This is a genomic window from Stenotrophomonas indicatrix, assembly GCA_041545745.1.
Lineage (GTDB): Bacteria > Pseudomonadota > Gammaproteobacteria > Xanthomonadales > Xanthomonadaceae > Stenotrophomonas > Stenotrophomonas indicatrix_A.
The window spans coordinates 2232662-2255996 of record CP168152.1; the positions used below are offsets into that span (position 1 = coordinate 2232662).

At 64.9% G+C, this 23335-nt stretch carries 25 protein-coding genes and 1 pseudogene; 13 read left to right on the forward strand and 13 right to left on the reverse strand.

What is annotated here, in order from left to right; all coding sequences use genetic code 11:
• Window positions 1–11: 11 nt before the first annotated feature.
• Window positions 12–992: an NAD(P)/FAD-dependent oxidoreductase gene (locus ACEF39_RS10280; RefSeq protein ID WP_500287877.1), complete on the reverse strand. Its 981-nt coding sequence runs from the start codon at window positions 990–992 to the stop codon at window positions 12–14.
• 166 nt (window positions 993–1158) lie between these two features.
• Between ACEF39_RS10280 and ACEF39_RS10285 the strand changes: the two genes are divergently transcribed.
• From ACEF39_RS10285 to ACEF39_RS10300, 4 genes are all read left to right on the forward strand, one after another.
• A complete protein-coding gene (locus ACEF39_RS10285) occupies window positions 1159–1737 on the forward strand; it encodes a DUF4142 domain-containing protein (RefSeq protein ID WP_500287878.1) in 579 nt (192 codons plus the stop codon).
• A gap of 132 nt (window positions 1738–1869) precedes the next feature.
• The gene (locus tag ACEF39_RS10290; protein ID WP_500287879.1) at window positions 1870–2229 is read left to right on the forward strand and encodes a low affinity iron permease family protein; all 360 of its coding nucleotides are present in this window, start codon (window positions 1870–1872) and stop codon (window positions 2227–2229) included.
• Window positions 2230–2250: 21 nt separating this feature from the next.
• Window positions 2251–2820, forward strand: a complete 570-nt coding sequence (locus ACEF39_RS10295) for a cysteine hydrolase family protein (protein ID WP_088099939.1) — start codon at window positions 2251–2253, stop codon at window positions 2818–2820.
• 281 nt (window positions 2821–3101) lie between these two features.
• Complete coding sequence (locus tag ACEF39_RS10300; protein WP_088099940.1) at window positions 3102–3404, forward strand: KGG domain-containing protein; 303 nt, start codon at window positions 3102–3104, stop codon at window positions 3402–3404.
• Window positions 3405–3513: 109 nt separating this feature from the next.
• Here the strand turns inward: ACEF39_RS10300 and ACEF39_RS10305 are convergent, their stop codons facing one another.
• The 6 genes from ACEF39_RS10305 to ACEF39_RS10330 form a co-directional block, all read right to left on the reverse strand.
• Window positions 3514–5010: an FAD-dependent oxidoreductase gene (locus ACEF39_RS10305; RefSeq protein ID WP_500287880.1), complete on the reverse strand. Its 1497-nt coding sequence runs from the start codon at window positions 5008–5010 to the stop codon at window positions 3514–3516.
• Window positions 5011–5103: 93 nt separating this feature from the next.
• Entirely contained in the window at window positions 5104–6006 is a 903-nt protein-coding gene (locus ACEF39_RS10310) for a manganese catalase family protein (RefSeq protein ID WP_500287881.1), read from the reverse strand.
• A 37-nt stretch (window positions 6007–6043) separates the two neighbouring features.
• The gene (locus ACEF39_RS10315; RefSeq protein ID WP_500287882.1) at window positions 6044–6568 is read right to left on the reverse strand and encodes a ferritin-like domain-containing protein; all 525 of its coding nucleotides are present in this window, start codon (window positions 6566–6568) and stop codon (window positions 6044–6046) included.
• 186 nt (window positions 6569–6754) lie between these two features.
• Window positions 6755–7282, reverse strand: a complete 528-nt coding sequence (locus ACEF39_RS10320; RefSeq protein ID WP_500287883.1) for a BLUF domain-containing protein — start codon at window positions 7280–7282, stop codon at window positions 6755–6757.
• Between the two features lie 815 nt (window positions 7283–8097).
• A complete protein-coding gene (locus ACEF39_RS10325; RefSeq protein ID WP_500287884.1) occupies window positions 8098–8586 on the reverse strand; it encodes a hypothetical protein in 489 nt (162 codons plus the stop codon).
• Window positions 8587–8594: 8 nt separating this feature from the next.
• Window positions 8595–9758, reverse strand: coding sequence for a zinc-dependent alcohol dehydrogenase (locus tag ACEF39_RS10330; RefSeq protein WP_164280155.1), 1164 nt, complete (start codon window positions 9756–9758; stop codon window positions 8595–8597).
• Window positions 9759–9968: 210 nt separating this feature from the next.
• On the opposite strand from ACEF39_RS10330, the gene ACEF39_RS10335 reads away from it, so the two are divergent.
• The gene (locus ACEF39_RS10335; RefSeq protein ID WP_088099945.1) at window positions 9969–10607 is read left to right on the forward strand and encodes a DUF6766 family protein; all 639 of its coding nucleotides are present in this window, start codon (window positions 9969–9971) and stop codon (window positions 10605–10607) included.
• 40 nt (window positions 10608–10647) lie between these two features.
• Here the strand turns inward: ACEF39_RS10335 and ACEF39_RS10340 are convergent, their stop codons facing one another.
• Entirely contained in the window at window positions 10648–11460 is an 813-nt protein-coding gene (locus ACEF39_RS10340) for a PIG-L deacetylase family protein (RefSeq protein WP_500287885.1), read from the reverse strand.
• Between the two features lie 304 nt (window positions 11461–11764).
• On the opposite strand from ACEF39_RS10340, the gene ACEF39_RS10345 reads away from it, so the two are divergent.
• Window positions 11765–13357, forward strand: a complete 1593-nt coding sequence (locus tag ACEF39_RS10345) for an alpha-amylase family glycosyl hydrolase (protein ID WP_500287886.1) — start codon at window positions 11765–11767, stop codon at window positions 13355–13357.
• Here the strand turns inward: ACEF39_RS10345 and ACEF39_RS10350 are convergent.
• Window positions 13327–14256 carry a TIGR03885 family FMN-dependent LLM class oxidoreductase gene (locus ACEF39_RS10350; RefSeq protein WP_500288005.1) on the reverse strand — a complete coding sequence of 310 codons (930 nt, stop codon included), beginning with the start codon at window positions 14254–14256 and terminating at the stop codon, window positions 13327–13329. The genes ACEF39_RS10345 and ACEF39_RS10350 overlap by 31 nt on opposite strands.
• Between ACEF39_RS10350 and ACEF39_RS10355 the strand changes: the two genes are divergently transcribed.
• The 7 genes from ACEF39_RS10355 (at window position 14197) to ACEF39_RS10385 (ending at window position 18468) form a co-directional block, all read left to right on the forward strand.
• On the forward strand, window positions 14197–14376 hold the full coding sequence (locus ACEF39_RS10355) for a hypothetical protein (protein WP_500288072.1): 180 nt from the start codon (window positions 14197–14199) through the stop codon (window positions 14374–14376). The two genes, ACEF39_RS10350 and ACEF39_RS10355, sit on opposite strands and share 60 nt — an antisense overlap.
• Window positions 14373–14756 carry a sensory rhodopsin transducer gene (locus tag ACEF39_RS10360; protein ID WP_088099947.1) on the forward strand — a complete coding sequence of 128 codons (384 nt, stop codon included), beginning with the start codon at window positions 14373–14375 and terminating at the stop codon, window positions 14754–14756. Before ACEF39_RS10355 ends, ACEF39_RS10360 begins: the two co-directional genes overlap by 4 nt.
• Before the next feature lie 103 nt (window positions 14757–14859).
• Window positions 14860–15726 (forward strand): glucose 1-dehydrogenase, encoded by an 867-nt coding sequence (locus ACEF39_RS10365; RefSeq protein ID WP_088099948.1) that lies wholly within the window; start codon window positions 14860–14862, stop codon window positions 15724–15726.
• Window positions 15727–15729: 3 nt separating this feature from the next.
• Window positions 15730–16338 (forward strand): mechanosensitive ion channel domain-containing protein, encoded by a 609-nt coding sequence (locus ACEF39_RS10370; protein ID WP_088099949.1) that lies wholly within the window; start codon window positions 15730–15732, stop codon window positions 16336–16338.
• 82 nt (window positions 16339–16420) lie between these two features.
• A complete protein-coding gene (locus ACEF39_RS10375; protein WP_500287887.1) occupies window positions 16421–16633 on the forward strand; it encodes a hypothetical protein in 213 nt (70 codons plus the stop codon).
• A gap of 96 nt (window positions 16634–16729) precedes the next feature.
• Window positions 16730–17044 carry a hypothetical protein gene (locus tag ACEF39_RS10380; RefSeq protein WP_500287888.1) on the forward strand — a complete coding sequence of 105 codons (315 nt, stop codon included), beginning with the start codon at window positions 16730–16732 and terminating at the stop codon, window positions 17042–17044.
• A gap of 176 nt (window positions 17045–17220) precedes the next feature.
• Window positions 17221–18468, forward strand: coding sequence for an arsenic transporter (locus ACEF39_RS10385; RefSeq protein WP_500287889.1), 1248 nt, complete (start codon window positions 17221–17223; stop codon window positions 18466–18468).
• A 24-nt stretch (window positions 18469–18492) separates the two neighbouring features.
• On the opposite strand, the gene ACEF39_RS10390 is transcribed toward ACEF39_RS10385, so the two are convergent.
• From ACEF39_RS10390 to ACEF39_RS10405, 4 genes and pseudogenes are all read right to left on the reverse strand, one after another.
• Window positions 18493–19842 carry a chloride channel protein gene (locus ACEF39_RS10390; RefSeq protein WP_500287890.1) on the reverse strand — a complete coding sequence of 450 codons (1350 nt, stop codon included), beginning with the start codon at window positions 19840–19842 and terminating at the stop codon, window positions 18493–18495.
• A 173-nt stretch (window positions 19843–20015) separates the two neighbouring features.
• On the reverse strand, window positions 20016–20882 hold the full coding sequence (locus ACEF39_RS10395; protein ID WP_500287891.1) for an aldose epimerase family protein: 867 nt from the start codon (window positions 20880–20882) through the stop codon (window positions 20016–20018).
• Complete coding sequence (locus ACEF39_RS10400; RefSeq protein WP_500288006.1) at window positions 20872–21861, reverse strand: glycoside hydrolase family 43 protein; 990 nt, start codon at window positions 21859–21861, stop codon at window positions 20872–20874. Before ACEF39_RS10400 ends, ACEF39_RS10395 begins: the two co-directional genes overlap by 11 nt.
• A pseudogene (locus tag ACEF39_RS10405) lies at window positions 21847–23334 on the reverse strand (MFS transporter); the annotation flags it as partial. The gene ACEF39_RS10400 and the pseudogene ACEF39_RS10405, both read right to left, overlap by 15 nt.
• Between the last annotated feature and the right edge of the window lies 1 nt (window position 23335).

Here is a 23335-nt window from a genome sequence, read left to right on the forward strand (position 1 = left end):
AGCGGCATGGGTCAGCCCTGCAGCAGGCCCGACAATGACCGGTGCGACGCCACCCCCGCCAAGGCGCCCTCGCCCACCGCCAGAGAAATGTTGCCCGCCATGCGCGCGCAGTCTCCGCAGGCAAATACGCCTGGAATGGTGGTCTGCTTGCTTGAGTCAGTGGTGATGCACCCTTCGCTCTGCAGGTCACAGCCAAGCTGCGCAGCGAGGGGGGTGGACAGTTGAGTCTGCGTGACGATGAACAGCGCCGCCAGGCTGACTGTGCGGCCACCTGCCAGTTCCACATCTGCCTCACCTGTAATGCGCTCGATCAGGTCGCCTACTACTCGAATCCCTCTGCCGTGCAGCCTGGCATCCGGCGCTGGCGGCAATGTCCCATTGCGGAACAGTACCACCGACCCCCAATCGCAGAGCAGCACGGCTTCGGTCTGCGCTTCCGCCTCGGCATTGTGCTGCGCCAGCACGCCCAGTGGTCTGTCCGGCAACTCGTAGCCATGGCAGTAGGGGCAATGCAGTACGGTCTTCCCCCAGCGCTCGGCAAGCCCGCTGACGGTAGGCAGGCGATCAACCACTCCATGGGCCAGCACAAGCCGACGGGCGCGCACGCTGGTGCCACCGTCGAGCAACACGCTGAAGTCACCGATACGACCCCACGCACGGCGCGCGGTACCGTTGAACCAATGCAGCCCGGGATAGCGCAGCAACTGCTGCCGGGACGTCTGCAGCAGCGCAGGGGTTGCCGAACCGTCCTGGCCGAGGAATCCGTGCGAGACGGCAGCAGGGTTGTTGCGTGGATGGCCGGCATCGATGACCAGCACGCAGCGACGCGCTCTCGCCAACTGCAGCGCCGCCGACATTCCTGCGAAGCTGCCGCCAATGACGACCGCGTCATAGGACGGGAGGGGCGGTTCGTTGCTGGATGGAAGAGAAGCCAATGGCGTTCCAGGGCAGACGGCGGCGGATGACCAAGACCCTCCCACTTCGTACCTCAAGGCAGTGAGAAACCGCAGTGAAGCCCGCGCAACGCACACATGCGCGTGGCTGTTAGGGAGCCGTGAGCGCCGCGCTGTGCTGTCCCACCCGCCCACGACCTTGGCATCGCGCCGATGTGAACCGGGCCAGTGCAAGCTGAATATCCCCGATGAGAGGAGGTGGTCGATGAAGTCCCGCTATGCGATTTCCCTCTGTATTGCCGCTTTTGCGCTGTCTCCCGCATCTGCCGTTGCCGGCCCGGAGGCGGCGGCGGGCGCCGCGCCGCTTGGCCGGGAAGCCCCGGTGGGACGTGGCCAGGAGGCAGCCCTTGGCACGCTCTCAACCATCAACGCTGGCGAAATCGATGCCGGTCGCCTTGCTCTGATGCACGCCCTCGATGCGCGGGTACGGGACTATGCGCAACGGATGATCGATGAGCACACCAGCAACAACCGTCAGTTGGCCACGTGGAAGAGCGACGGGGCCGCACTGCAGGCGCAGGCAGAACGGGCGGAGGGAAAAAAAACACTGGCGATGCTGCAGCAAGCGCAGGGCCCGGCATTCGACGGCGCCTATCTGCAGGCCATGGTGCGGGACCATCAGCGGGCGCTGCAGACGCTGGATTCCAGCCTGATCCCGGCCGCACACGACCCCGACGTCGCCGGCTTCCTGCGGGTCTCTCGTTTGCATGTTGACGATCACCTGAAGCAGGCACAGGAACTGCTATCCCAGTTGGGCGTAAAGAACCCGGAGACGGCACGATGACAAGGTTGTTGGAACGCGTGCATACCCACACAGCGTCGCCGCGTCCGCGCCCGATGAGCCTGCGCAGCAGGGCCGCAAGCGGCCGGCACCCGATGCGGCAAAGAAGAACGGGGGCGCCAAGGGAGGTGAGCAGTGATCCGACGTGCGTTCGCCCGCGCGGCATCTGCCACCGCACGCCTGTCAGGCAGCTTGAATGACACCTGGCAGCTGGTGATCAACACCGGTACCACGATCGTGATATTCCTTATGGTATTCCTGATCCAGCACACCCAGAACGCAGACACTGCGGCGTTGCACATCAAACTGGACGAGTTGATCCGGGTCAGCAGGGATGCCAACCAGGAGCTTCTCAATCTGGAGGCGATGGAGCCAACCCACCTCGAGGATATCCGGCAGCGGTATGAGGCACTGGCTCGCACGGCTGCCGATATCAAGACCAAGAAGGAACGCTGCATGCCACGCGCCGCCCGCGGGCACGTGGCCGAGAACTGACCGCGCGCCCCGGAGCTATCCATGCAACAGCCGACCGCCCTGCTCATCATCGACCTTTTCAGCCTTTTCGATTTCCCGCAGGGGCGCCAGCTGGCTCCGCTCGCCGAGCAGGCAGCGCTTCAAACCGCCAATCTACGCGCGGCGTTCGACGCGCGAGGGCTGCCGGTAATCTACGCCAATGATAATTTCGGTAACTGGAAGCAGGACTTCCCGCAGCTGGTCGAGGCGTGCCGGCAGAAGGGTGGCGAGCCGGCCAGGATCGCCGCCCAGTTGGCTCCACGGCCGGGGCACTACTTCATCCTGAAGCCCAAGCACTCCGCATTCCTGGCCACGCCCCTGCCGGTGCTGCTGGCCAAGCTTGGCATCAGCCGCCTGGTACTGGCGGGCATGGCCCTGGATTCATGCGTTCTGGCCACCGCCGTGGATGCGAACTCACGCGAGTACCGCACCGTGGTCGCGTGGGAGGCGACGGCAGCGCTCCCGGACCGGCGGCAGCCGGCGTTGCAGACGCTGCAGCGTTCCGGTGTGGCTGAGGTGCTCAGCAATCGCCAGGTGTTGGCACTGCTGCCATCGACCACCACGAACGGTTAGCGCATCTGCGCGACGACGAAGGACGCGGCAATCGTCGCGGGGTGATCCATTGCGCGTCAGCGCGCCGTCTTCGCAACACAGCGTCGCTGTGGATGTGTACTGGATGGCTGTGTCATGGAACCAGCAGTAACGAAGCACGCACGCGCTGACGTCGAAACCACATGATGATGAATCCGCCACGCAATGACAGCACCTTGGCGAACGCGCTACCGGCTTCTACACGCAGATGTGGAAGATGGACATGCCGCCACTGGGGCGGCGTCAACTACGGAGTTTTTTTTATGGCCAACCAGAACCAGAATCAAAACCAGGGCAGCAACCGCGGTTTCGCCTCGATGGACGAAGACAAGCAGCGCGAGATCGCCGCCAAGGGCGGGCGTGCCGCGCATGAGTCTGGCAATGCTCATGAGTTCAGTTCCGAAGAAGCACGCGAAGCCGGCCGCAAGGGCGGCGAAGCAGTCAGCCAGGATCGCCAGCACATGGCCGACATCGGCCGCGAGGGCGGCCAGTCGCGTGGTGGCAACCAGGGCCAGCAGGAGCAGCAGCAGCGCGGTGGTGGCAACCGCGGCGGCCAGCAGCGCTGAGCGGCGCAGTGGGTAACGGCAGCGGCGGGCGGACTTCGGTCCGCCCGCTTTGTTTGCGGTATCACGATGCTGGCCCGCGCACGAGTGTTGCCGTATGTGATTTCGACCATCAAGGCGCCAGCGGCGACAGACCTTCGCTGGCAGGCCCTTCCAGCAACTGCCCGGTGGCACTGAACCGGCTTCCGTGGCAGGGGCAATCCCAGGTGCGCTCATGCCCGTTCCACTGCACAAGACACTTGAGATGCGGGCACAACGGGGAGAGCACATGCAGATCGCCTGCATCATCCCGGTAGGCCGCAGTCCGCTTTCCGCCGATGTCCAGCAGAGCGCCCTCGCCTGCCGGCAACGACTCGGCCGCTCCCTCGCTGGACCGCGGGAGACGATCGCCGACAAAATGCTTCATCACGGTCGCGTTTGTCCGCAGCCATCCGCCGGCCGATCGAAGCGGGGTGAACCGCATTGGGCTCAGCTGTCGCGCGGCCTCTTCGTGGACACCTTGAATGCCCTGCTCGATGACACTGGCGGCCACACCCGCCCAACCCAGCCCATCAGGACCGAAACCGGTGGCAACCCATACGTTGTCGTGTGCGCTGTTGCCTATGTATGGAAGCCGGTCGGCTGCACGGAACTGCTGTGCAGACCAGATGATGGGCTCACCCTGCAGCTGGAAATACCGTCGCGCGTCCTCGACCAGACGCCACCCGGGGTCTGCGACCGGGGTCTCTCCAGCCCGATGCGTTTCCCCGACCAGTACCAGCCAACTGCGGCCGTCTGCGCCAGTGCCACCGCGCAGCGAACGATGCCGGTCGGCGATCCAGTGGATGCCTGGCGCTGGGGCCACGGCAACCGGTGCAGCCATCGCGTATTCCCGGTGGACCTCCATCTCGGCCTGCACCAGGTTGAATCCTGATGGGGAATGCGTGGCAAGCACGAAGTGCGCGGCACGGATGGTATCGCCGGTCCCGGTGCGCGCGACGCCGGCGCCGGCGTCAATGGTCGCCACCCTGGTGCCGGCGTGGATGCGGACACGTCCCGCAAGTCGCGATGCCAGGCCCTGGCAGAACGCCAGCGGGTCCAGCTGCGCTTGATCGGGGATGGTGAACGAATGCCCCAGCGCGAAGGGAAGGCCGAAGGGATGGTGGGCGCAGCGCAGGCCGGCGCGCTGGTAGGCCTGCAGTTCCCGGTCAAACCTGAGCGTGGCCTCCGCATCCCGCTGCTGGATGCCGTATTGCATCGGCACCCTGCTGAAGCCGCATTCCAGATCATAACGGTGCACCAGCGCTTCGATGGAGCGCAGTGACTGTCCGCGCCACTGCACCACCCTTCTCGCCACTCCACTGCCCCAACGGCTCACCAGATCGGCCATCCGCGATACCGGTGCGTAGAGGTTGCCGGTGGATTGTGCGGTATTGCGGCCGCCAACCGGGCCGGCATCGACGAGCAGAACATCCAAGCCTGCGTCGGCCAACCGGGCGGCGGTGAGCAGGCCAGTGATGCCTGCACCAACAATGAGCACATCAGCGCGTGCCGGCCCCGCCAGAGGTGGGAACGGTCGTGTCTGACCGTAGTGCCGCCAGAGGCTGCCGCGAAGGGAAGGTTGGCTCATGAACATCGACTCCATGCAGGTTCTGCAGATCAGTCCGCCTGTGCCCCGCCCCTGCCCCGGTCATCGGGCCATGTCCTGGCGGTGCGGTGGACGTCAGGGTTCGCGCGGCGGCAGATCGAGCGCCCCGGAGCCGGGGCCTGCGCCCAGCTCTGCGCCGGTCATCGGACGCAGAGCTGGGTCGGACAACGTCCGCAGTATCATTGCGTCTTCAGCTGCCTGCTCGCGCGGCGTCAGCCCGACCCCGTAGTCTCCGTCACCTCCGTCCAGCGCTGCCTGGGCTTCACGGTCGGTGACGCGTTCCCACAGTTCGCCGCTGTTCCAGCTTCCCTGCAGATCCTGCCCGCCCTGCGACATGTCCATATACAGATCGGTATAGGCCGGATCTCCCGGCAGCTTTCCAGGCGGGAAGTTCGGCTGCATGCTGTGCAGTGCCTTCTCGAACGACTTCATATGCGCGATCTCACGCGTCATCAGGAAGCGCAGCGCGTCCTTGATGCCCGGGTCACTGGTGATATTGATCAAACGCTCGTACACCAGCTTCGCACGCGCCTCGGCGGCGATGTTCGAGCGCAGGTCTGCACTGGGGTCGCCGATGCTGTCGACGTACGCCGCCGTCCACGGCACCCCACTGGAGTTGACCAGAGCCGGCCCTCCGCCATACAGGATCTGCTCGGTATGGCTGGTGCTGTTCCGTCCCAGCTGCCGCATATCCTCGGCTTCCAGCATGGCCTCGGACTGCACCGCCTTAGGACCACGGTTGAGCATTGCGATGATGGTGCCGATGATCTCCAGGTGGCTGATCTCCTCGGTAGCGATATCCATCAACATATCCTTGCGGCCCGCGTCGCACTCACCAAGGCCCTGGGTGAAATAGCGCATGGCGGCAGCCAGTTCGCCCTGCGGACCGCCGAACTGCTCGAGCATCAGCGTGGCGAGCTGCGGATCGGATTGACGAACGCGGACGGTGTACATCAGCTTCTTGTGATGAAAGAACATGGTCGGTCTCCTGTGCGTGCAACAACGGGCATCACGGTCAGCGCTTGGCCTCGGCGCCGGGGGTCTCGTCGCGATCAAGGAACGCACCTACGAGGACGTCCTGGTGATCCTCCAGCCAACGCGCCATGGCGATCTCTTCCTGCAGGATCTGTCCGCAGACAGCTGCGATGTCGGTTGCACCCGCACGTTCGGCGGCGACTACCAAAGCCCGGTAAGTAGCAATCTCGGTATTCTCGAAGCCAAAGGAGAGACCGATACCCTTGACGACCTCATCCTCCATCATGCTGTTGCCGGCCGCGTGCATCGCAGCGGTGAGGCTGGCAAACAGCCCTTTGGCGGTAGGTACGCTGCCGCCAAGGGATTGGATGCATTGCCGCAGCGACTCGGACTGCTGGCGGGTTTCCTGTACATGCTGACCGATCCGGGCGGCCAGTCCCGGATAGTTCTCGATGCGCGAGGCCATGGCCTTCATCATGGTCTCTGCCTCCTGCTCCATGGCATACGCATCCTGCAGCCACTTCAACAAACGTTCCCTGCGCTTGCCACTGCGTGGGTCGGACATCTGCGTTCTCCGCTTCGGGGCGATATGCCTCCGCCCTCATCGTGGCGAACACGCGATCATCGTCGTGTCGGCCGGTGTGAAAGCGCTTGCCGCGCGGCCGCACATGCTGCTGATGTGGGCATAACACTTGTTGCGGCACCGGCAGCGGTGCCGGTCAACCATTCCGCGCATGCCGCTGCGGATTGCTCACTTCATTGCGTTGGAAACGGCCACGCCGGTGCCGCACTCCAGCGGCTGCGACTCTCTACTGGCGGTTCCCTGGCTCCAGGCTACCTGTGCGTGGGGTTCGACCAACGCCACCAGGATATCCATCGCAGTGGCATTCAGCGCTCCGCTGTCGCCTCGCTGCTTGAATCCCGTCCAATCGCTCCCCGCAAGCCGCGACAGCACCTGCGGTTCTACCGGAAGCCATCGCATCGGCCAGAAAGGCACACGGCGCTGACCAACGCGACCCCGCTGCAGTTCGATGAGTTCACCATGACTGCTGGCGCCGATCACGCGCGAGTACGCCACCCGGAGTCCGTCCGCCGGGCCTTCCATGTACTGCAGGAATCGGCAGCCATCGAACAACAGGACGCCACTGACTCCGGCGTCGCGGTTGAACCGGGCGGCGTCATCGACAACGCGATCGAGCAGTTCTGTGCCCTTCCCCGGGTCGCAGCCGGAGATCGCGGGACAGGCCTCGCTGACATACGTTATGGCTCTGATTGGCATCATCCTTCCTGGTTGCTTCCTGACAGTGGATGACCTTAGCAATCGCCTGCGGCAGTTGTGTTCAGTGCGGATCTAGTCGCGTGAAAAGCCATTACGCAATGCTCAACGATTCAGCTTCGTTCGAAGCGGATCGTGATCCCCATCACGCTGTAATCGCAGCGACAGTCCAACGATAAGCTTGACCCACCAACGGTTCGAACCACCATGTCAGACACCGGTCGCTTCCACGTCCTTGAGCTCAACGCAGAAACCGATGCGCAACATCGAATCACATACGTGAACACCATAACCATGCGATGCAACGCATGCGGTCATGTGTCGCGCAGAACCAGTGAGCAGTTGGAACAGATACCCGGGGGGACCGTGCTGGCGTGTTCGCGGTGCGGGGCGCACCAGGCCGTCAGCAACGCACGGCTGCAATGCCGCCTGATGCTGACTGGTCACGGTGAAGCACCAAGTGCTGCCTGAGGCGACGGCAGTGGCGGGCGCGCCAGCACCGGCCAACGCGGAGCATTGACCTCTTTCCACCAAGTGAAGACAGCCATTGCATCCTGCCTCTACCTTCACTGTGCGTAGATGACGGCCCCATCATCTGGAAAACCCGTATGAGCGCAGACAAGACGCAGAGCCGGTACGCTACCAATCCTCAGAACGGCCCCGATCCGACGCTGAAGAACAAGAAGCATCGGCCGAACCAGCCGTCCCCCACCACACCTTCCCCATCCCTGGTGTCCCTGCGGAAGAAGAAGCGTTAGTTGAAGGCGGGCCGGCTCGCACCTTCCGTGCGGATGGGGCTGTCGCGCGCGCAGCAGCCGCTACGCTGCCCTGCCGTCGTGTGGTGCAGCTCGGATGCAGCGCCTCAGCTCGGCCAGCCATGGCAGGCCGGCAAGCGCCAGGGCCGGCAGTATCGTGGACAGCCACAGGCGCGCCGGTGCCGGCTGCCATCGCAGGCCCCAACCAGTCTGTGCATTCCACGCGACCCATGCCAGGAAGACCCATGGCGCCATGTCCAGAATGCTATGAACGTGTTGCTCGAGCGGACTGATGCGACGGCGGCCATCTGCGCTCGCGGTATCGAGATAGCCCACGATCCCATGCAGCATGGCCGCCACTGTCAGCAGCACGATCAGTGCGCAGGTGTGCGCCAGCGCCAACCAGGCCAAGAGGCCGGCGCCGATCAGGCTGAGCTGCACACCGTGCAGCGCGCTCTCGCGCAGGCCGGAGGTGTGGGCGATGTCGGTCCGCCGATGGAAGTGGAAATCGAGCGTTCCTGCCAGCAGCCACAGGCCGTACACGCATGCCATGGCCAGACTCATGGCGTAAGCACGATCTTGCGGCAGTCGTCGTTCTTGGCATCGAACATTGCGTAGCCCGCTGCAGCATCGCCCAAGCGCATACGGTGAGAGATGATGTTGCCCGGATCGAGCTTCCCATCCAGGATGGCTGTCAACAGTTCCGGCATCAATCCCTGCACGTGTGTCTGCCCCATTTTGAACGTCAGACCCTTGTCGAACGCGTCTCCCAGCAGGAATCCATGGATGAAGCCGGCGTACACGCCGGGAATGCTCACTACACCGCCACGACGGGCAGCGGCAATGGCCTGACGGATCGCCACGCCACTGCTCCCTTCCAGTTTCACCGCGGTCAGAGCGCTCTCCAGCGCACTGCCTTCCGCTTCAAATCCGACCGCTTCAATGCAGGCGTCCACGCCCCGCCCCCCGGTCTGGCTGACGATGTACTCGGCCGGGTCATCGACCGTAGTGAAATCAATGGGCGTTGCACCGTAGGTGCGCTGCGCGAAATCAAGCCGGTACTGCAGGTGGTCGATGATGAAGATCGTTTCCGCGCCGAGCAGCCTGCAGCTGGCTGCACTCATGAGCCCGACCGGGCCAGCACCGAAGATCGCAACGGTCGAACCTGGCTTTACCCCGGCATTGAGTGCTGCCTGATAGCCGGTCGGCAGGATGTCGGACAGGAAGAGCACCTGCTCGTCTGCGACGCCCTCCGGGATACGCAGCGGGCCGACATTTGCCTTGGGTACACGGGCGAACTCAGCCTGCCCGCCTGCAACACCGCCGTACAGATGGCTGTACCCGAACAGCGCTGCCGGCGGCAGCATGCCCTTGGCATTCAGTGCAGCGCCCGGCCCGGTATTCGTTGTCTCACAAGCAGCGTACTCGGCCAATCTGCAGTGGAAGCACTCACCACAGGCGATGACGAACGGAACCACGACCCGATCGCCGGGCCGGAGCTGGGACACGCCGCGACCCACCTCTTCGACCACCCCCATGAACTCGTGGCCAAGCACATCACCGGTGTGCAGATCAGGGATCTTCCCGCGATAGAGATGCAGGTCCGAGCCACAGATTGCAGTTGCCGTCACCCTCAGGATCACGTCATCGTCCGCGGCCAGTACGGGATCTGGAACGGTTTCAACACGCACATCCTTGCGGCCATGATAGGTCAACGCCTGCATCGTCAGTCTCCTGTCGATCGGGAAAGGATGTTCAGCGTGTCATGCCCCCATTTGCGGTGCCGTGAGCGCGGGGTGTGCGCGGTGTACATCCAGCCGGACACGGCCGTTGACACTGCCTTCAACCATTCACCGGCTCCACGCAACCCATTCACGGCGGTTTCCGCAGTGCCCGGGCAGGCTCATCCATGAGGCGGGTGCGCGAGGTGAGGTATGTGGAGAAGAAATGGTCTTTCGCTGGTTCTGCTGGCACTGATGTTGCTGTTTCTGGGAGGGCAGATCGCAGCGGGCCTGCAGGTCTACAACGATGAGCTGCAGCGGCATGGCAGCACCTCGGTGGACCTGTGGCATTACCTTGTCAGTGGCCACTTCATCAGTGCCACCTTCGAGAACTGGGAGAGCGAGTTCCTGCAGATGGGCATGTACGTGCTGTTGACGGTTTCGTTACGGCAACGCGGCTCGGCAGAATCGAGGCCGCTGGATCCGGCGCAGGAACAGGAACGGGTGGATGAGGGACCTGTCCCTTGGCCCGTGCGCCGGGGCGGGATCTGGGAGACCTTGTACGGCCACTCACTGGCGATTGCCTTCACGATCATGTTCCTGCTGAGTTTTGCCTTGCATGCCATCGGCAGTTGGCGTTCGGAGTGTGTCGAGAAACGGCTGGAGGGCTTGCCACCCCCGGGATTCCTTGACCATCTGTCCAGCAGTACGTTCTGGTTCGAATCGATGCAGAACTGGCAAAGCGAATTCCTCGCCGTGCTGTCACTGGTCATCCTCACCATCTTCCTTCGCCAGAAGGACTCTCCCCAGTCGAAAGCGGTCCAGGCACCTCACTCGCAGACCGGGGATTGATGGCGACGGGCGTGCAGCACGTTCCCCTGGCGGCGCCACGCTAGGCCAGGAATACCTCATGGTTGCGCTGGAAACGCGCAAGAACGCGCGCGGGCAACGCCGGCTCGGCACGCAGGTACTCGATCGCTCCAGTCTGGGTGCGCAGCAGGGACACCGCGCCGCGCTTGCAGTCGATAACGCTTTCTATATCCAGCAACCTGGGAGATTCCCACGCCATGTGCGCGCAGCCGGGATCCATCCAGTGCCATCCCCAGACCGGGTATTCCAGCCGTGCACAGCCAACTGATCGTGCGGCACGGCATGCGGCGCGTCCGGCGGCTTCATGGTCTGCACGGCCATCGAAGCGCCAAGGTGCCAGCAGAAGGTCATTGGGACGCAGCGTGCCCCGCAGCCAGCGCTCCAATGCCTGCTCGTGCGCGGCCAGCATCCCGTCGGCGATGCCAAGCCGAACAATCGACGCGGCGCCGATGCCGACCCTTTCCAGCGCTTCACACTGCTCATCGCGGCGTGCCTGGCGCAGTCGGGCAGGCGTCCACCATGGTTCGCCGGCATAACAGGTTTCGCCGTCGGTGAGTGCCAGTATCCGGACCTGCGTGTGCTCAGCCACGCATTTCAGAAGACCGCCACAACCCAGCACCTCGTCACCCGGATCGGTGGCCAACAGCATGATGCGCTCTGCGGACCCGCACAGCGACGCCAACGGGGTCGCCGGGCGCTGCCAGAGCCAGCGACACTGCTGCCACGCACGTTCATCCGAGCCATTGCTGTAATCGCTGTAGCAGATACCCATACCGTCCATCGCGCCTCCGTCGTACGCTCGTCGGATCCCACACCTGGCCTCGACCGGCAACACCTGGGGCCATCAGCGTGCAGGCTGCCGGTGACGCCGGTCTCGGCAGCGCGCACCGGCCTCGCATCGCGGCGTCGCGGCGGCAGTGCATACAACGTAAATCCCTGCCGGTCGCTTTTCCGTCTTGGCGGCGTGGGTGGCTGATGAACACCGTGCGCGGATCTCATTGCGCCCTCAGCGATGCCAGTCCTGACGGCAGCAGCGGGCCGGGCGGCTGGACATCACTGGATCCATGCGTTTGATTCACGATTGCATGAAGGGGCAGCCGGCAAGCTCACTTGCATCTCGAGATGAGCCGACGAGGATCATGACCGTGACTGCGCGTCCACTCAAAGCGATCTACCAGGTTGACCCGTATCTTTTCCGTGACAGCGACGGTCTTGGCTGGGGCACGCTGGATGGGGTGACCGAGAAGCTGGATTATCTGCAATGGTTGGGTGTGAGCCATCTCTGGCTGTTGCCCTTCTATTGCAATGCCGAACGCGACGGCGGCTATGACATCACCGACCACTATCGCATCGATCCACGCCTCGGTGACGAGAAGGCATTCGAGCGCCTGGTGTCTGCTGCCGATGACCGTGGAATCGGGATCCTGGTCGAACTGGTCATGCAGCACACCGCCAGCGCACACCCCTGGTTCGCGGCCGCCCGGGCGGGTGATCCGTACCGGCGACCCTGGTACCTGTGGAGCGACTGCATCCCTGATGACGGGCTGCAGCCGATGTTTCCACCTGTCGAGGCGTCAACCTGGACATGGGATGCGGAGGCCGAGGCGTTCAATCGCCACATGTTCTACCACCACGAGCCGGATCTGGAACTCGCCCATCCGCCCGTGCGGGATGAGCTGCGACGGATCATGGCGTTCTGGCTGCAGCGCGGCGTCGCCGGATTCAGGGTGGACGCTGTGCCCTATATGGTTGAGCGCGCCCGGCACGCTGATCCTCGCGACGATGGGTTGTGGTTGCTTGAGGACATGCGTAAGGTCGCCGACAACCATCAGCGCGGCCTGCCACTCATCGGCGAAGCAGATGTCAGCGCCAGTCGCTACGGCGACTTCCTGCATGGGGGAAGGCGGCTTTCCCATCTGCTTGACTTCCATCTCAACAATCATTTTTTCCTGGCGCTGGCGCGGGGCGATGCCCGGGTGCTGAGCGATGTCATGGCCGAGTATGGCCCGCATGCGCCTCCAGACACCCGCATCGCATGGCTGCGCAACAATGACGAGCTGGACCTGGAGCAGCTCTCCGCGCAGGAACGTGAGGAAGTGATGGCGCGCTTTGCCCCCGACCCCGGAATGCGCATCTACGGCCGAGGCATTCGGCGCCGTCTTGCGCCGATGCTCGGCGGGGATGTGCGTTGGCAAGCGATGGCGTGGGCGGCGTTGCTCTCGCTGGGGCAGGTGCCGGTGCTTCGATACGGAGAGGAGATCGGCCTGGGCGACTGTCTCGATCTGCCCGAGCGCAATGCGGTCCGGATGCCGATGCAGTGGCATGATGGCCCGGCGGGCGGATTTACGGATGCACCGCGTCACGCCTGGCGCAAGCCATTGGAAACCGGACCTTTTGGCTACAGGACGATCAACGTCGCCGCGCAGCAGTCCGATCCAGACTCACTGCTTGGCCGCATCCGTGAGCTTCTTCACCAGCGCGCTGAACAGCCATTGTTGCAGGCCGGTCCCACCGTGCTGCCGTCGCATGCCCCTGCGCTGCTCGTGCTTCGATATGGCCATGGCCCGAAGCAGGCGCTCGCCCTGGTCAACTTCAACACGCAGCCGGTCTGGTTCGAGGTGCCCCTTGCAGGCCACCTCACCGCCATCGTCGCCCGCCATGCGGTGCTGCAGGGGCGCCGCTGCCTTCTGCAGGGGTATGGCTATGCGTGGCTGGTGGGCGGCGCGGAATGACGTCGCAACGGCGGCAGGACATGCGCCGCGAAATCATCGATGAAGCGTTCCTGCTCGAGGTTGACGTTGTGCAGGTAGATGCGGTCGAAGCCCAACGACTGCAGTTGCTGTAGCCACGCAAGATGACGTTGCAGATCGGCGCTGACGTGTACGTGCTCGCGCAGCTGCAGTGCATCGACCTTGGCTGCGCATGCTTCGAACTGCTCGGGCTGGTCCAGCCCTTCAGCCAGCTCGGGTGGGAGGACGTTGGCGCTCCACTGCTGCAGCGCGCCGGCCAGTGCGGCCTCTTCTGAACGTGCATAGGACAGCTTGGCCTGCACGTACATTGGCTTGCCCAGGCCGCCAGCCGCCTCGAACGCGTTCACGACGCGGCGCAGTACCGGAAGGGGTTGGCTGATGGTGATCAAGCCATCGGCCCAGCTCCCTACCCACCGTGCGGAGGCCTCGGTGACGGCCGCGCCCAGCAACGGTAGTGGAAGCAGCGGCCGGCTGTAGAGACGCGCGCTACGCAGTTCGAATGCGCCCGTGTGATCAACCCGCTCTCCCTGCCAGAGCCGGCGCATCACATCGGCGGCTTCCAGCAGGGCCTGTTGCCGCATCTCCTTGGACAGCCACGGCTTGCCGGTGATGCGTTCGTTGAGCGCTTCGCCCGTGCCCAGTGCCAACCAGACCCGGCCGGGTGCGAGCTGGTCAAGGGTCGCCGCCGCCTGTGCCACCAGCGCTGGATGCTGGCGCAGCATCGGGCACGTCACCATGCCCAGGGTAAGCGCACAATGCGCCGCCAACGCGCCGGACCAGACCCAACTGTGTCCGGATTGTCCCTGCGCCGACGTCCAGGGATGAAAATGGTCGGAGCACATCAGGGCATCGAATCCGGCGTGTTCGGCGCGGTGCGCCAACTCAAGAAGCGCCGCCGGCGCAAACTGCTCGTGCGAAGCGTGATAGCCGATCATCATCACTGGATCCAAGCGGAATGTGGACGCAATGGCAACACCGGCGACAGTAAAACCGCGTCATGAAAACATCTTCTTCCTGTATCGGCCACCGCCGCTGGGCAATTGCCGAGGGCTACATTCCTGCGTGGAGCAATGGCCCGTCACCCGAGATGGAAAGCCATGAGACGTGCTGCGTGCTCAACGCGGGCGACCATGATGCGCACGTGCTTCTAACGCTGTATTTCGAGGACCGCGAGCCGCTGGGGCCCTTCGGCTTCGTGGTGCCCGCCCGCCGCACGCGCCACCTGCGGTTCAATGACCTGCAGGACCCGGCGCCGATACCGCGTGGCACTGGTTTCGCCAGCCTCATCGAATCGGATCACCCGGTCGTGGTGCAGCATACCCGGCTGGATTCAAGGCAGGCCGCCAACAGCATCATGACCACCATCGCGCACCCGTTGTGAAGCCTGCGATGGATGCCGTCGACATGGCAGCCACGCCGCCGGGCCGCGTTTTTTACCACTGCACGGCGAGACTGGACGCCCCTGCCACACACGGAGCCAGACGATGCCGACCCCCAACTATCCACGCCCGCCATTTCCACGCCAGCAGCAGCGCTTCCCCGGGAAGACCGCACCGATGCAGCCTCAACCGGATCACGGAGAAGACAGCTACGTGGGCCATGGTCTGCTGACCGGCCGCAAGGCACTCATCACCGGCGGAGACAGTGGTATCGGTGCCGCCGTCGCCATTGCTTTCGCGCGCGAAGGCGCAGACGTGGCAATCGCCTTTCTTGAGGGCGAGCAGGACGATGCACGCCATGTCCAGCAACAGATCGAGCAGGCGGGGCGCAAGGCGGTGCTGGTGCCGTGTGACATCAGTGATCCGGCGCAGGCGCGCAGCCTGGTTGACAGGGTGGCCAGCGAGCTCGATGGACTGGACATCCTGGTCAACAACGCGGCCTATCAGCGCTATTACGAGAGCCTGGACGACATCACCCTGGAGGACTGGCAGCGCACGTTCGATACCAATGTGCACGCGGTCTTCAATCTCAGCCGGCTATGTGTTCCGCACCTGCAGGGCGGCGGCGCGATCATCAATACCGCCTCGGTCAACTCCAAGAAGCCGACGCCCAACATCCTTCCCTACTCGGCCACCAAGGGGGCAGTGGCCAACCTGACCATCGGCTTGGCGGGGCTGCTTGCAGAACAGCAGATCCGGGTCAACGCCGTGTTGCCGGGCCCCATCTGGACGCCGTTCATCCCTGCGGGCATGGCCGCCGAAGAGGTGGAGCAGTTCGGTTCGCAGACGCCGTTCGGACGCCCCGGGCAGCCAGCAGAGCTCGCTTCGGCGTACGTGATGCTCGCCTCGGATACGGCAAGCTACACATCCGGTGCGCTTCTGACCGTCTCCGGCGGCGCGGTCACGCTCTGACAGATGTTCGGTCTGCCGCCATGGTTCATGGATTGGCTCACGGTGGTGGTACCCGTGGCCGAGATACTTCTGACCCTCGGGCTGGCGTGGCTGCTGGTGCGGGCGCTTGCCTGGGCCCTGCAGCGGGCCAGGCAGCGCGGTCGATTGGCTCCGGAACTGCATGCCGGGCTGCGCCGTGGTGGTGCGCTGCTGATCTACCTGGCCGCCGGTCTTCTGGTGCTGGAACGGCTTGGGGTGTCACGGTCGGTGTTGTGGACTGCGCTCACCGGATTCATGGCGGTCGGCGCAGTTGCATTCTTCGCAGCATGGAGTGTGCTGTCCAATCTGTTCTGCTCGTTTCTCATCGTTGCCACCCGTCCATTCCGCATCAACGATGTCATCGAGGTTCTGGAGAATGTGGACAAGCCCGGTCTCTGCGGCCAGGTCGTGGACATCAACCTGATCTATACCACGCTGATCGATCGCGCCGAAGGGGCGCGTGGTTGCCTGCTCCGCGTTCCGAACTCGCTCTTTTTCCAGCGGATCACCCGGCACCGCGGCGCCAGCCAGGAGCGCATCACCCCGCTTCACTACAGCAGCCACCACCCTGCACCGCCGGCCGGGCCCGTCTGAGGTATGACGACCTTCATCCTGCTGAGGCGGTTTATCAACCCACCGCACGCCACTCCAAGCGGCGCTGCGCCGGAGAGCTGACATGAATGAAAAGAAGTTGCGGGACGACCTGCCCTTCAATCCGGGTGCCAATGTGGACGACGCCTCGAAAGCCCATACGCCTGACCAGCGGCGCAACGACAGGGCGACGTGGAAGGAACATGACATGCCGGACGACGGCAAGGGGCAAAAGGCCGTGCCCGAAGACTACGAACGCCCCGACCCGGATCCCACCGGTAGGCAGCAAGAGCGCTGACATTGGCCGGCGCCTCGCCTTCTGAGGGGCCGCGCAGGCGGGCACGGCTTCCCACCGCGTCGGGGAGCCATGTCCGGCCGGATTTCTCAGGAAGCGATGTTCTACATCGTCAACAGTACCGGAGCCGCTGCATGCCAGCACGTCACCGGAGGCTTGGAACACTTGTGGTTGTTCGCCCGCGTTGAACAGCAGGGCGAGGCTGACATGGCGACCGGGTTCGCGCAGCCCGCTGTCTGGGCTGCGTCCTTCAAGCACTATCAGCAACGCCCGCAGCTCCGGGTCATGCCAGTCGGCTTCCTCGATGCGATGGCCGTCGGGATGACGCCAGTCGATGTCGCGCAGCCTCAACACTTCGTCATACTCGCCACGCAGGAAACGGTTGCGACGCAGCAGGCCATATCGGCGCCGTAGTGACAGCGCCCTCCGTACGAATGCGACCTGCGCCTGTGCCGGATTACCGTGACGCGTCACGGTGAATGGCGTGAACCATCGACCGGGTATGATGCCGACTTTCTCGCACTTGCCGCGATGCAACGCGCGCGTTGCTGTTGGCTACGCGCCGGTGCAGCTGAGACCCCACTTACTTCATGCTCGCTTCCTATTCCCCCCTCATCATCTGGGCGGCCGTGGCCGTTGCCACCGTCGGCCTGCTGTTCCGGCCATTCCGCATTCCCGAATACGTGTGGGCGCTGGGCGCTGCCGCGCTGCTTCCGCTGCTCGGGGCGGTGTCGCTTGGCACGACCTGGCACGCGGTTGCCGAGGGGCGGGACGTCTACCTGTTCCTGATCGGCATGATGGTGCTGGCCGAGCTGGCGCGGCGCGAGGGCCTGTTCGACTGGCTGGCGCTGTATGCGGTGCGGCATGCCGGCGGCTCGGGGCGGCGCCTGTTCGACCTGGTATTCCTGGTCGGCACGGTGGTAACGGTGTTCCTGTCCAACGATGCCACGGCAGTAGTGCTCACGCCCGCCGTCTATGCGGCATGCAAGGCGGCCCGCGCCAATCCCCTGCCCTATCTGTTTGTTTGTGCGTTCATCGCCAATGCGGCCAGCTTCGTGCTGCCCATTTCCAACCCGGCCAACCTGGTGGTGTACGGCAACCACATGCCGCCGCTGCTGCAGTGGCTGGCGCAGTTCGCGCTGCCCTCGCTGGCCGCGATCGGTGCCACGTATCTGGTGCTGCGCTGGGTGCATCGCCGCGAGATCGCACAACCGTTGGCAGCATCGCCCGAGCATCGCCCACTTACCGAGGGTGGCCGGCTGAGTGCGCTGGGCGTGTTGTTCACCGGCACCGTGCTGCTGGTGACCTCCGCAATGAACGGCCCATTGGGCCTGACTACGTTCTGTGCGGGCGCGCTGAGCGTCGCGGTGGTGGCGATCCGCCAGCGGCGCGGCCCGCTGCCGCTGTTGCGCCACGTGTCGTGGGGCGTGCTGCCGCTGGTGGCCGGGCTGTTCGTGCTGGTTGAAGCGGTGTCGCAGACCGGTGTCATCCAGACGGCGGCCAGCAACCTGCAGGCGCTGGCGCAGACCTCGCCGCACCAGGCGGGCTGGCTGGCCGGCGCCGCAGCCGCACTGCTCAGCAATGCGGCCAACAACCTGCCGGTGGGTCTTGCTGCCGGCTCGCTGGGCCAGATGGCCGAGCTGCCGGCGCAGACGCGCGCGGCGTTGCTGATCGGCGTGGATCTGGGCCCGAACCTGTCGGTGACCGGCTCGCTGGCCACCATGCTGTGGCTGGTGGCGCTGCGCCGCGAAGGCGAACATATCAGCGCGCTCGACTTCCTGCGGGTCGGCGCGCTGGTGATGCCGCCCGCGCTGATCGGGGCGTTGCTGCTGCTCTGATCAGCACGCGGGCTGGAACGGCACCTAGTCCTTAGGACGTGGTGCAGCTGTGACGTTCTGGCCGCCATCAACTGCGCTGCTGGCCAGCAGCTGTTCGGCCAGCCCGCGGTAGATCGGCACCCGGCAGACCATGCCGGACACGCCCCGGGCAATCAGCACGGTGGCCAGGATCGGCAGCAGCAGATCGCCGCTGTCGGTCAGTTCCAGCGAGATCACCGCCGAGGTCAGTGGCGCCTGGGTCACGCCTGTCAGGTAGGCGCACATGCCCAGCAGCACGAACGCCTTCGGATCCACCGCCGGCATCAGCACCGCCAGGTTGTGTCCCAGCCCTGCCCCCACCGCGAGCGCTGGCGAGAACAATCCACCTGGGATGCCCGCCACGTAGGACGCCAGATTGGCGAGCAGCTTCATCAGGCCGAACTCATGACCGACGATCGCCTGGCCCTGCACCAGACTGCGCGCCTGCTCGTAGCCGGTACCAAACGCGCCGTCGCCGAACAGCAGCGCCAGCACCACCACGATCAAGCCACAGGCAGCGGCCAGTAGCACCGGATGGTCCCGCTTGAGCCTGCCCAGCCAGCGCGGATGACCGGACATGGTCAGCAGTACGACCCGGGCGAACAGTCCGCCCAGCAGGCCGGCGACCACGCCGCACAGCACAATGGCGCCCCAGGCCTGGCCCAATGGCAGCAACGCCGAGACGTGCCCGAAGTAGGTGTAATTGCCCAGCAGGCCCAGGGACACCACGCCGCCCACGATGACCGCCGTGAGCAGGGTGCCCGAGAAGCGGTGCTCGAAGCGCCCACTCAGCTCCTCGATGGCGAACACGATGCCCGCCAGCGGCGTATTGAAGGCCGCGGCGATGCCGGCCGCACCACCTGCCAGCAGGAAGTGCGACAGTTCGCGGGGGTCCTTGAATCCGAACCAGCGCCCGAACAGGTACATCAGGCTGGCACCCACGTGCACGGTAGGGCCCTCGCGGCCCACCGACGCTCCTCCAAGCAGGGACAGCGAGGTCAGCAGCAGTTTGCCCGCCGAAACCGCAGGCGAGAGGTTGACTTGCCTGAATTGCGGGTCCGGTTGTTCCAGCGACGCGATGACCTGCGGAATACCGCTGCCGCGGGTGGGCCTGAGCGCGCCGGCGGTCAGCCAGGCCAGCAGTGCGAAGATGCCCGGCGTAAGCAGCAACGCCCACCAGGGGGAATGGGCGATGACGCGCTGGAAGACATGGAAGGCGGCATCACTGGCCTTGGCGAACACGATGGCAACCAGCGCCACCGCCACCGCGCCGCTCCACAATGCCGCGCGCCGGCGCCATCCTTCGGTCAGCACCATCGCTGAAATACGTGCGCGGAGACGTTGAAGATCGAACATCGGGTAATTCTGCGAGCGCGCGTGGCATCAGGGAAGTGGCTAGTGTGGCGGTTGAACCTGCCGCATCCGGTGAAGGGCAGCGCCATCGCTACCTGCTGCCGGAGCCGGAGCCGGTAGCGCCGGTGCAGCCAAGCAGCCGCGGGCAACCCGGAGAACCTGCAGAGGATTGGCGATCAGGTGACAGTGACTCCAGCCGGATCATCACCATCGTCGATTTCCCACCGCAGCTCGAACCTCAGCTCCAGCTGCTGTCCCGGCTGCAGCCGGGTGGGCGCCAGCGTGAAGCCATCGGGTGGGCCGGTCTGCGGCTCCACGCAGGTGGCGTGCGGCCCCCCGTCGTAGACCACCCAGTGATCGGTGTCGGCGCGCAGCCGCAGCCGCTGGCCGGCGGAAACCAGCGTGACCTCGCGATGGTTGATGAAGCAGTCGTCCCATGGGCCTTGCGCCGGATCCACGCAGGGCAGGACGGCGATGCCCTCCCCGTCGCGGGGGTACATCGCGGCTGGCGCGAACAGCAACCGATCCGGCTTGCGGAACCACGGGTGCCAGCCGAGCACGGCCGGCATCGACGTGTCGCCTGCCTGCACCGCCAGGCGCAGTTGCAGGCGGTCGGGCTGCACGTGGATCCGCTGCAACGCCCTGCCCCCGAAGGGCCAATAGCCGTCCTCGGGAAGCTCCAGCGACAGCGAGGCGCCGTCCGGTTCAAGGCGGTCGATGCGCCAGGGCCGTGAGAAGCCAACGCCATGGATGGCATGCATGCCGAAGTTCACCGGCAGCTGATAGGGCCTGCCATCGAAGCTGAAGCGGCCCTGCCGGATGCGCCCGGCCCAGGGGACCATCGGATAGCACCCCCAGCCGATGGTGGCCGCGTCCTGATGTTCGCTGACCAGCCACTCCACACGGTCGAAACGGATGCGGGCGATGCGTCCACCCGCTTCCGGCGCCACTGCCACCTCCAGCCTGCCCGTCCGCAACCAGTGCAGCGCACCCGCAGGCATTGCGGCCTGCGCATCATCCTGGGGAGATGTCTCAGGCGCCATAGGGATCGATGGTCCGGATGCTGCCGTCTGCTTCCATGTGCAGCGGCGTGCACTTGACCGAACGCAGGTGGGTGACCCCGCCAGACAACAGCGCGTCGTGGTAGAACAGGTACCACTGCCCCCGGAACGCACAGATGGAGTGATGGGTGGTCCAGCCCACTACGGGAGTGAGGATCACGCCGCGATAGGTGTACGGCCCGTACGGGCTGTCGCTGGTGGCATAGCACAGCAGGTGTGTGTCGCCGGTGGAGTACGACAGGTAATACCGGCCCTGGTACCTGTGCAGCCACGGCCCCTCGAAGAATCGGCGTGCGTGGTCATCGGCGCGCAGCGGCTGTCCGTGCTCGTCCAGGATGACGATCTCACGCGTGGGTTCGGCCAACCGGGTCATGCTCGCGTCCAGTCGCGCGATACGCGGGCCCAGTGCCGGCGCGTCGCCAGCAGGTTCTTCATGTGCCGGGTCGTAGCGGTTGTCCCGGTATTTCTGCAGCTGGCCACCCCAGATGCCACCGAAACAGAGGTAGTGCGTGCCGTCGTCGTCCTCGAACACGGCCGGGTCGATCGAGTACGCGCCCTCGATGGGCTCTGGCTCGGCGGTGAATGGCCCCTCCGGCCGATCCGCCGCTGCAACGCCGATGCGGAACATGCCGTGGGCGTCCTTGGCCGGGAAGTACAGGTAGTAGCGGCCATCGCGGAAGGCGGCATCCGGTGCCCACATCTGCTGGCTGGCCCAAGGCACGTCGCGCACATGCAGTGCCACGCCGCAATCGGTGGCCTCGCCCTCTGGTGTGTCCATCCGCAGCACGTGGTAGTCCTGCATGCCGAAGTGCCCGCCCTCATCGTCGAAGGGGGCGCCGCTGTCGATGTCGTGCGATGGATAGAGGTACAGCCGCCCCTCGAATACGTGGGCCGAAGGGTCGGCGGTGTAGATGTGCGTTACCAGTGGTTGCGAGATGGCGTGTGCTGCCAGCTGATCCAGACTGCGGCCCTGTCGCCGCGACTGCAGGTCCTGCTCGATGCGGGTCTCCATGCGCTTGTTGATCTCATAGAGGAACAGCAGCGCCACCGCGGCCAGGAACGGAATGGCGCAGTAGACGCTTACTGTCAGGCGGATGCCGTCCACCACGGCTTCGGGCTGTTGCGGTGCGCCTGCTTGGTACCCGTGGTGGGCGAGGATGCCGGCGACCAGCGCACCACCGATGCTGAGCCCGATCTTCAGGCCACACAGCATCGCCGAGAAGACGATCGCGGTCGCACGGCGGTGGTTCTTCCATTCGGAATAGTCGGCGACGTCGGCGATCATCGCCCACAGCAGCGGGATGGTGATGCCGTAGCAGAACCCGTGCAGCATGAAGGCAGCGAAAGCCACGGCAACCGCCGTGGGCGGAAAGAAATAGAATGCCAGCAGGAATGCGGTGGACACCAGCAACGCACCACCAAATACATCACGCTTGCCGAACCGGTCGGCCAGGCGACGCGATACGCCGATGCCCAGGATCATGCAGACGATGCCGCAGGCGTTGAACAAACTGAATGCCGACGTTGCCGGATCCTTCGGCCAGGCGAACCCGGACAGGCCCACGCCGTTGAGTGCCGCGTTGACGGCGGCAATGAAGCGGTTGAACCCGGAGCTGTCGAGAAAACCCGCCAAGGCGGCTTCGCTCATGTAGTACTGGAAGTAGTAGACGTAGGTGCCGCCCTTCAGGGACAGGTTGATGAAGACCAGGATGGTGAGGGCCAGCATCACCTTCCATGGTCGGTTGCGCAGCAGGTCGGACAGGTCCTGCAGCACGCCAGCGGTCTGTTCCTTCGCCGGCACGATGCGCTCGCGCGTGGTGGCGAAGGTGATCAGGAAGAACACCGTTCCCACTACCGCGAACACGGTCATGACCCGCTCGAAGCCCAGCACGCGGTCGCCGTCGCCGAGGATCAACACCAGCGGCAACAGGAGGACCTGGATGATGAACTGCGCGACCATCACCGCCACGAAGCGATAGGCCGACAGGCTGTTGCGCTGGGCCATGCTGCCGGTGAGCACGCCGCTGAGCGCCGAATACGGCAGGTTGTTGGCCGCATACACGAGCATCAGCAGGCCGTAGGTGGTAACGGCGTAGATGATCTTGCCGCGCGGCACCAGGTCGGGAGTGCTGAAGGCAAGCAGCGACAGCGCCCCGAATGGAAGTGCGGTCCACAGGATCCACGGACGGAACTTGCCCCACCGGCTGGCCGTCCGATCGGCGGCGATGCCGATCAGCGGGGTGAACACGAACGCACCGATCACGCCGATCACGAAGATGATCGTTGCGGCCGTGGCCGGCGGCAGCCGGAACACATCGGTGTAGAAGAACGCGAGATACGTGATCAGCGTCTGGAAGATCAGGTTCGCCGCGAGGTCGCCCAGGCTGTAGCCGAGCTTTTCCCGGATGGACAGCGTGTGCTCGGTGCTTTCCATG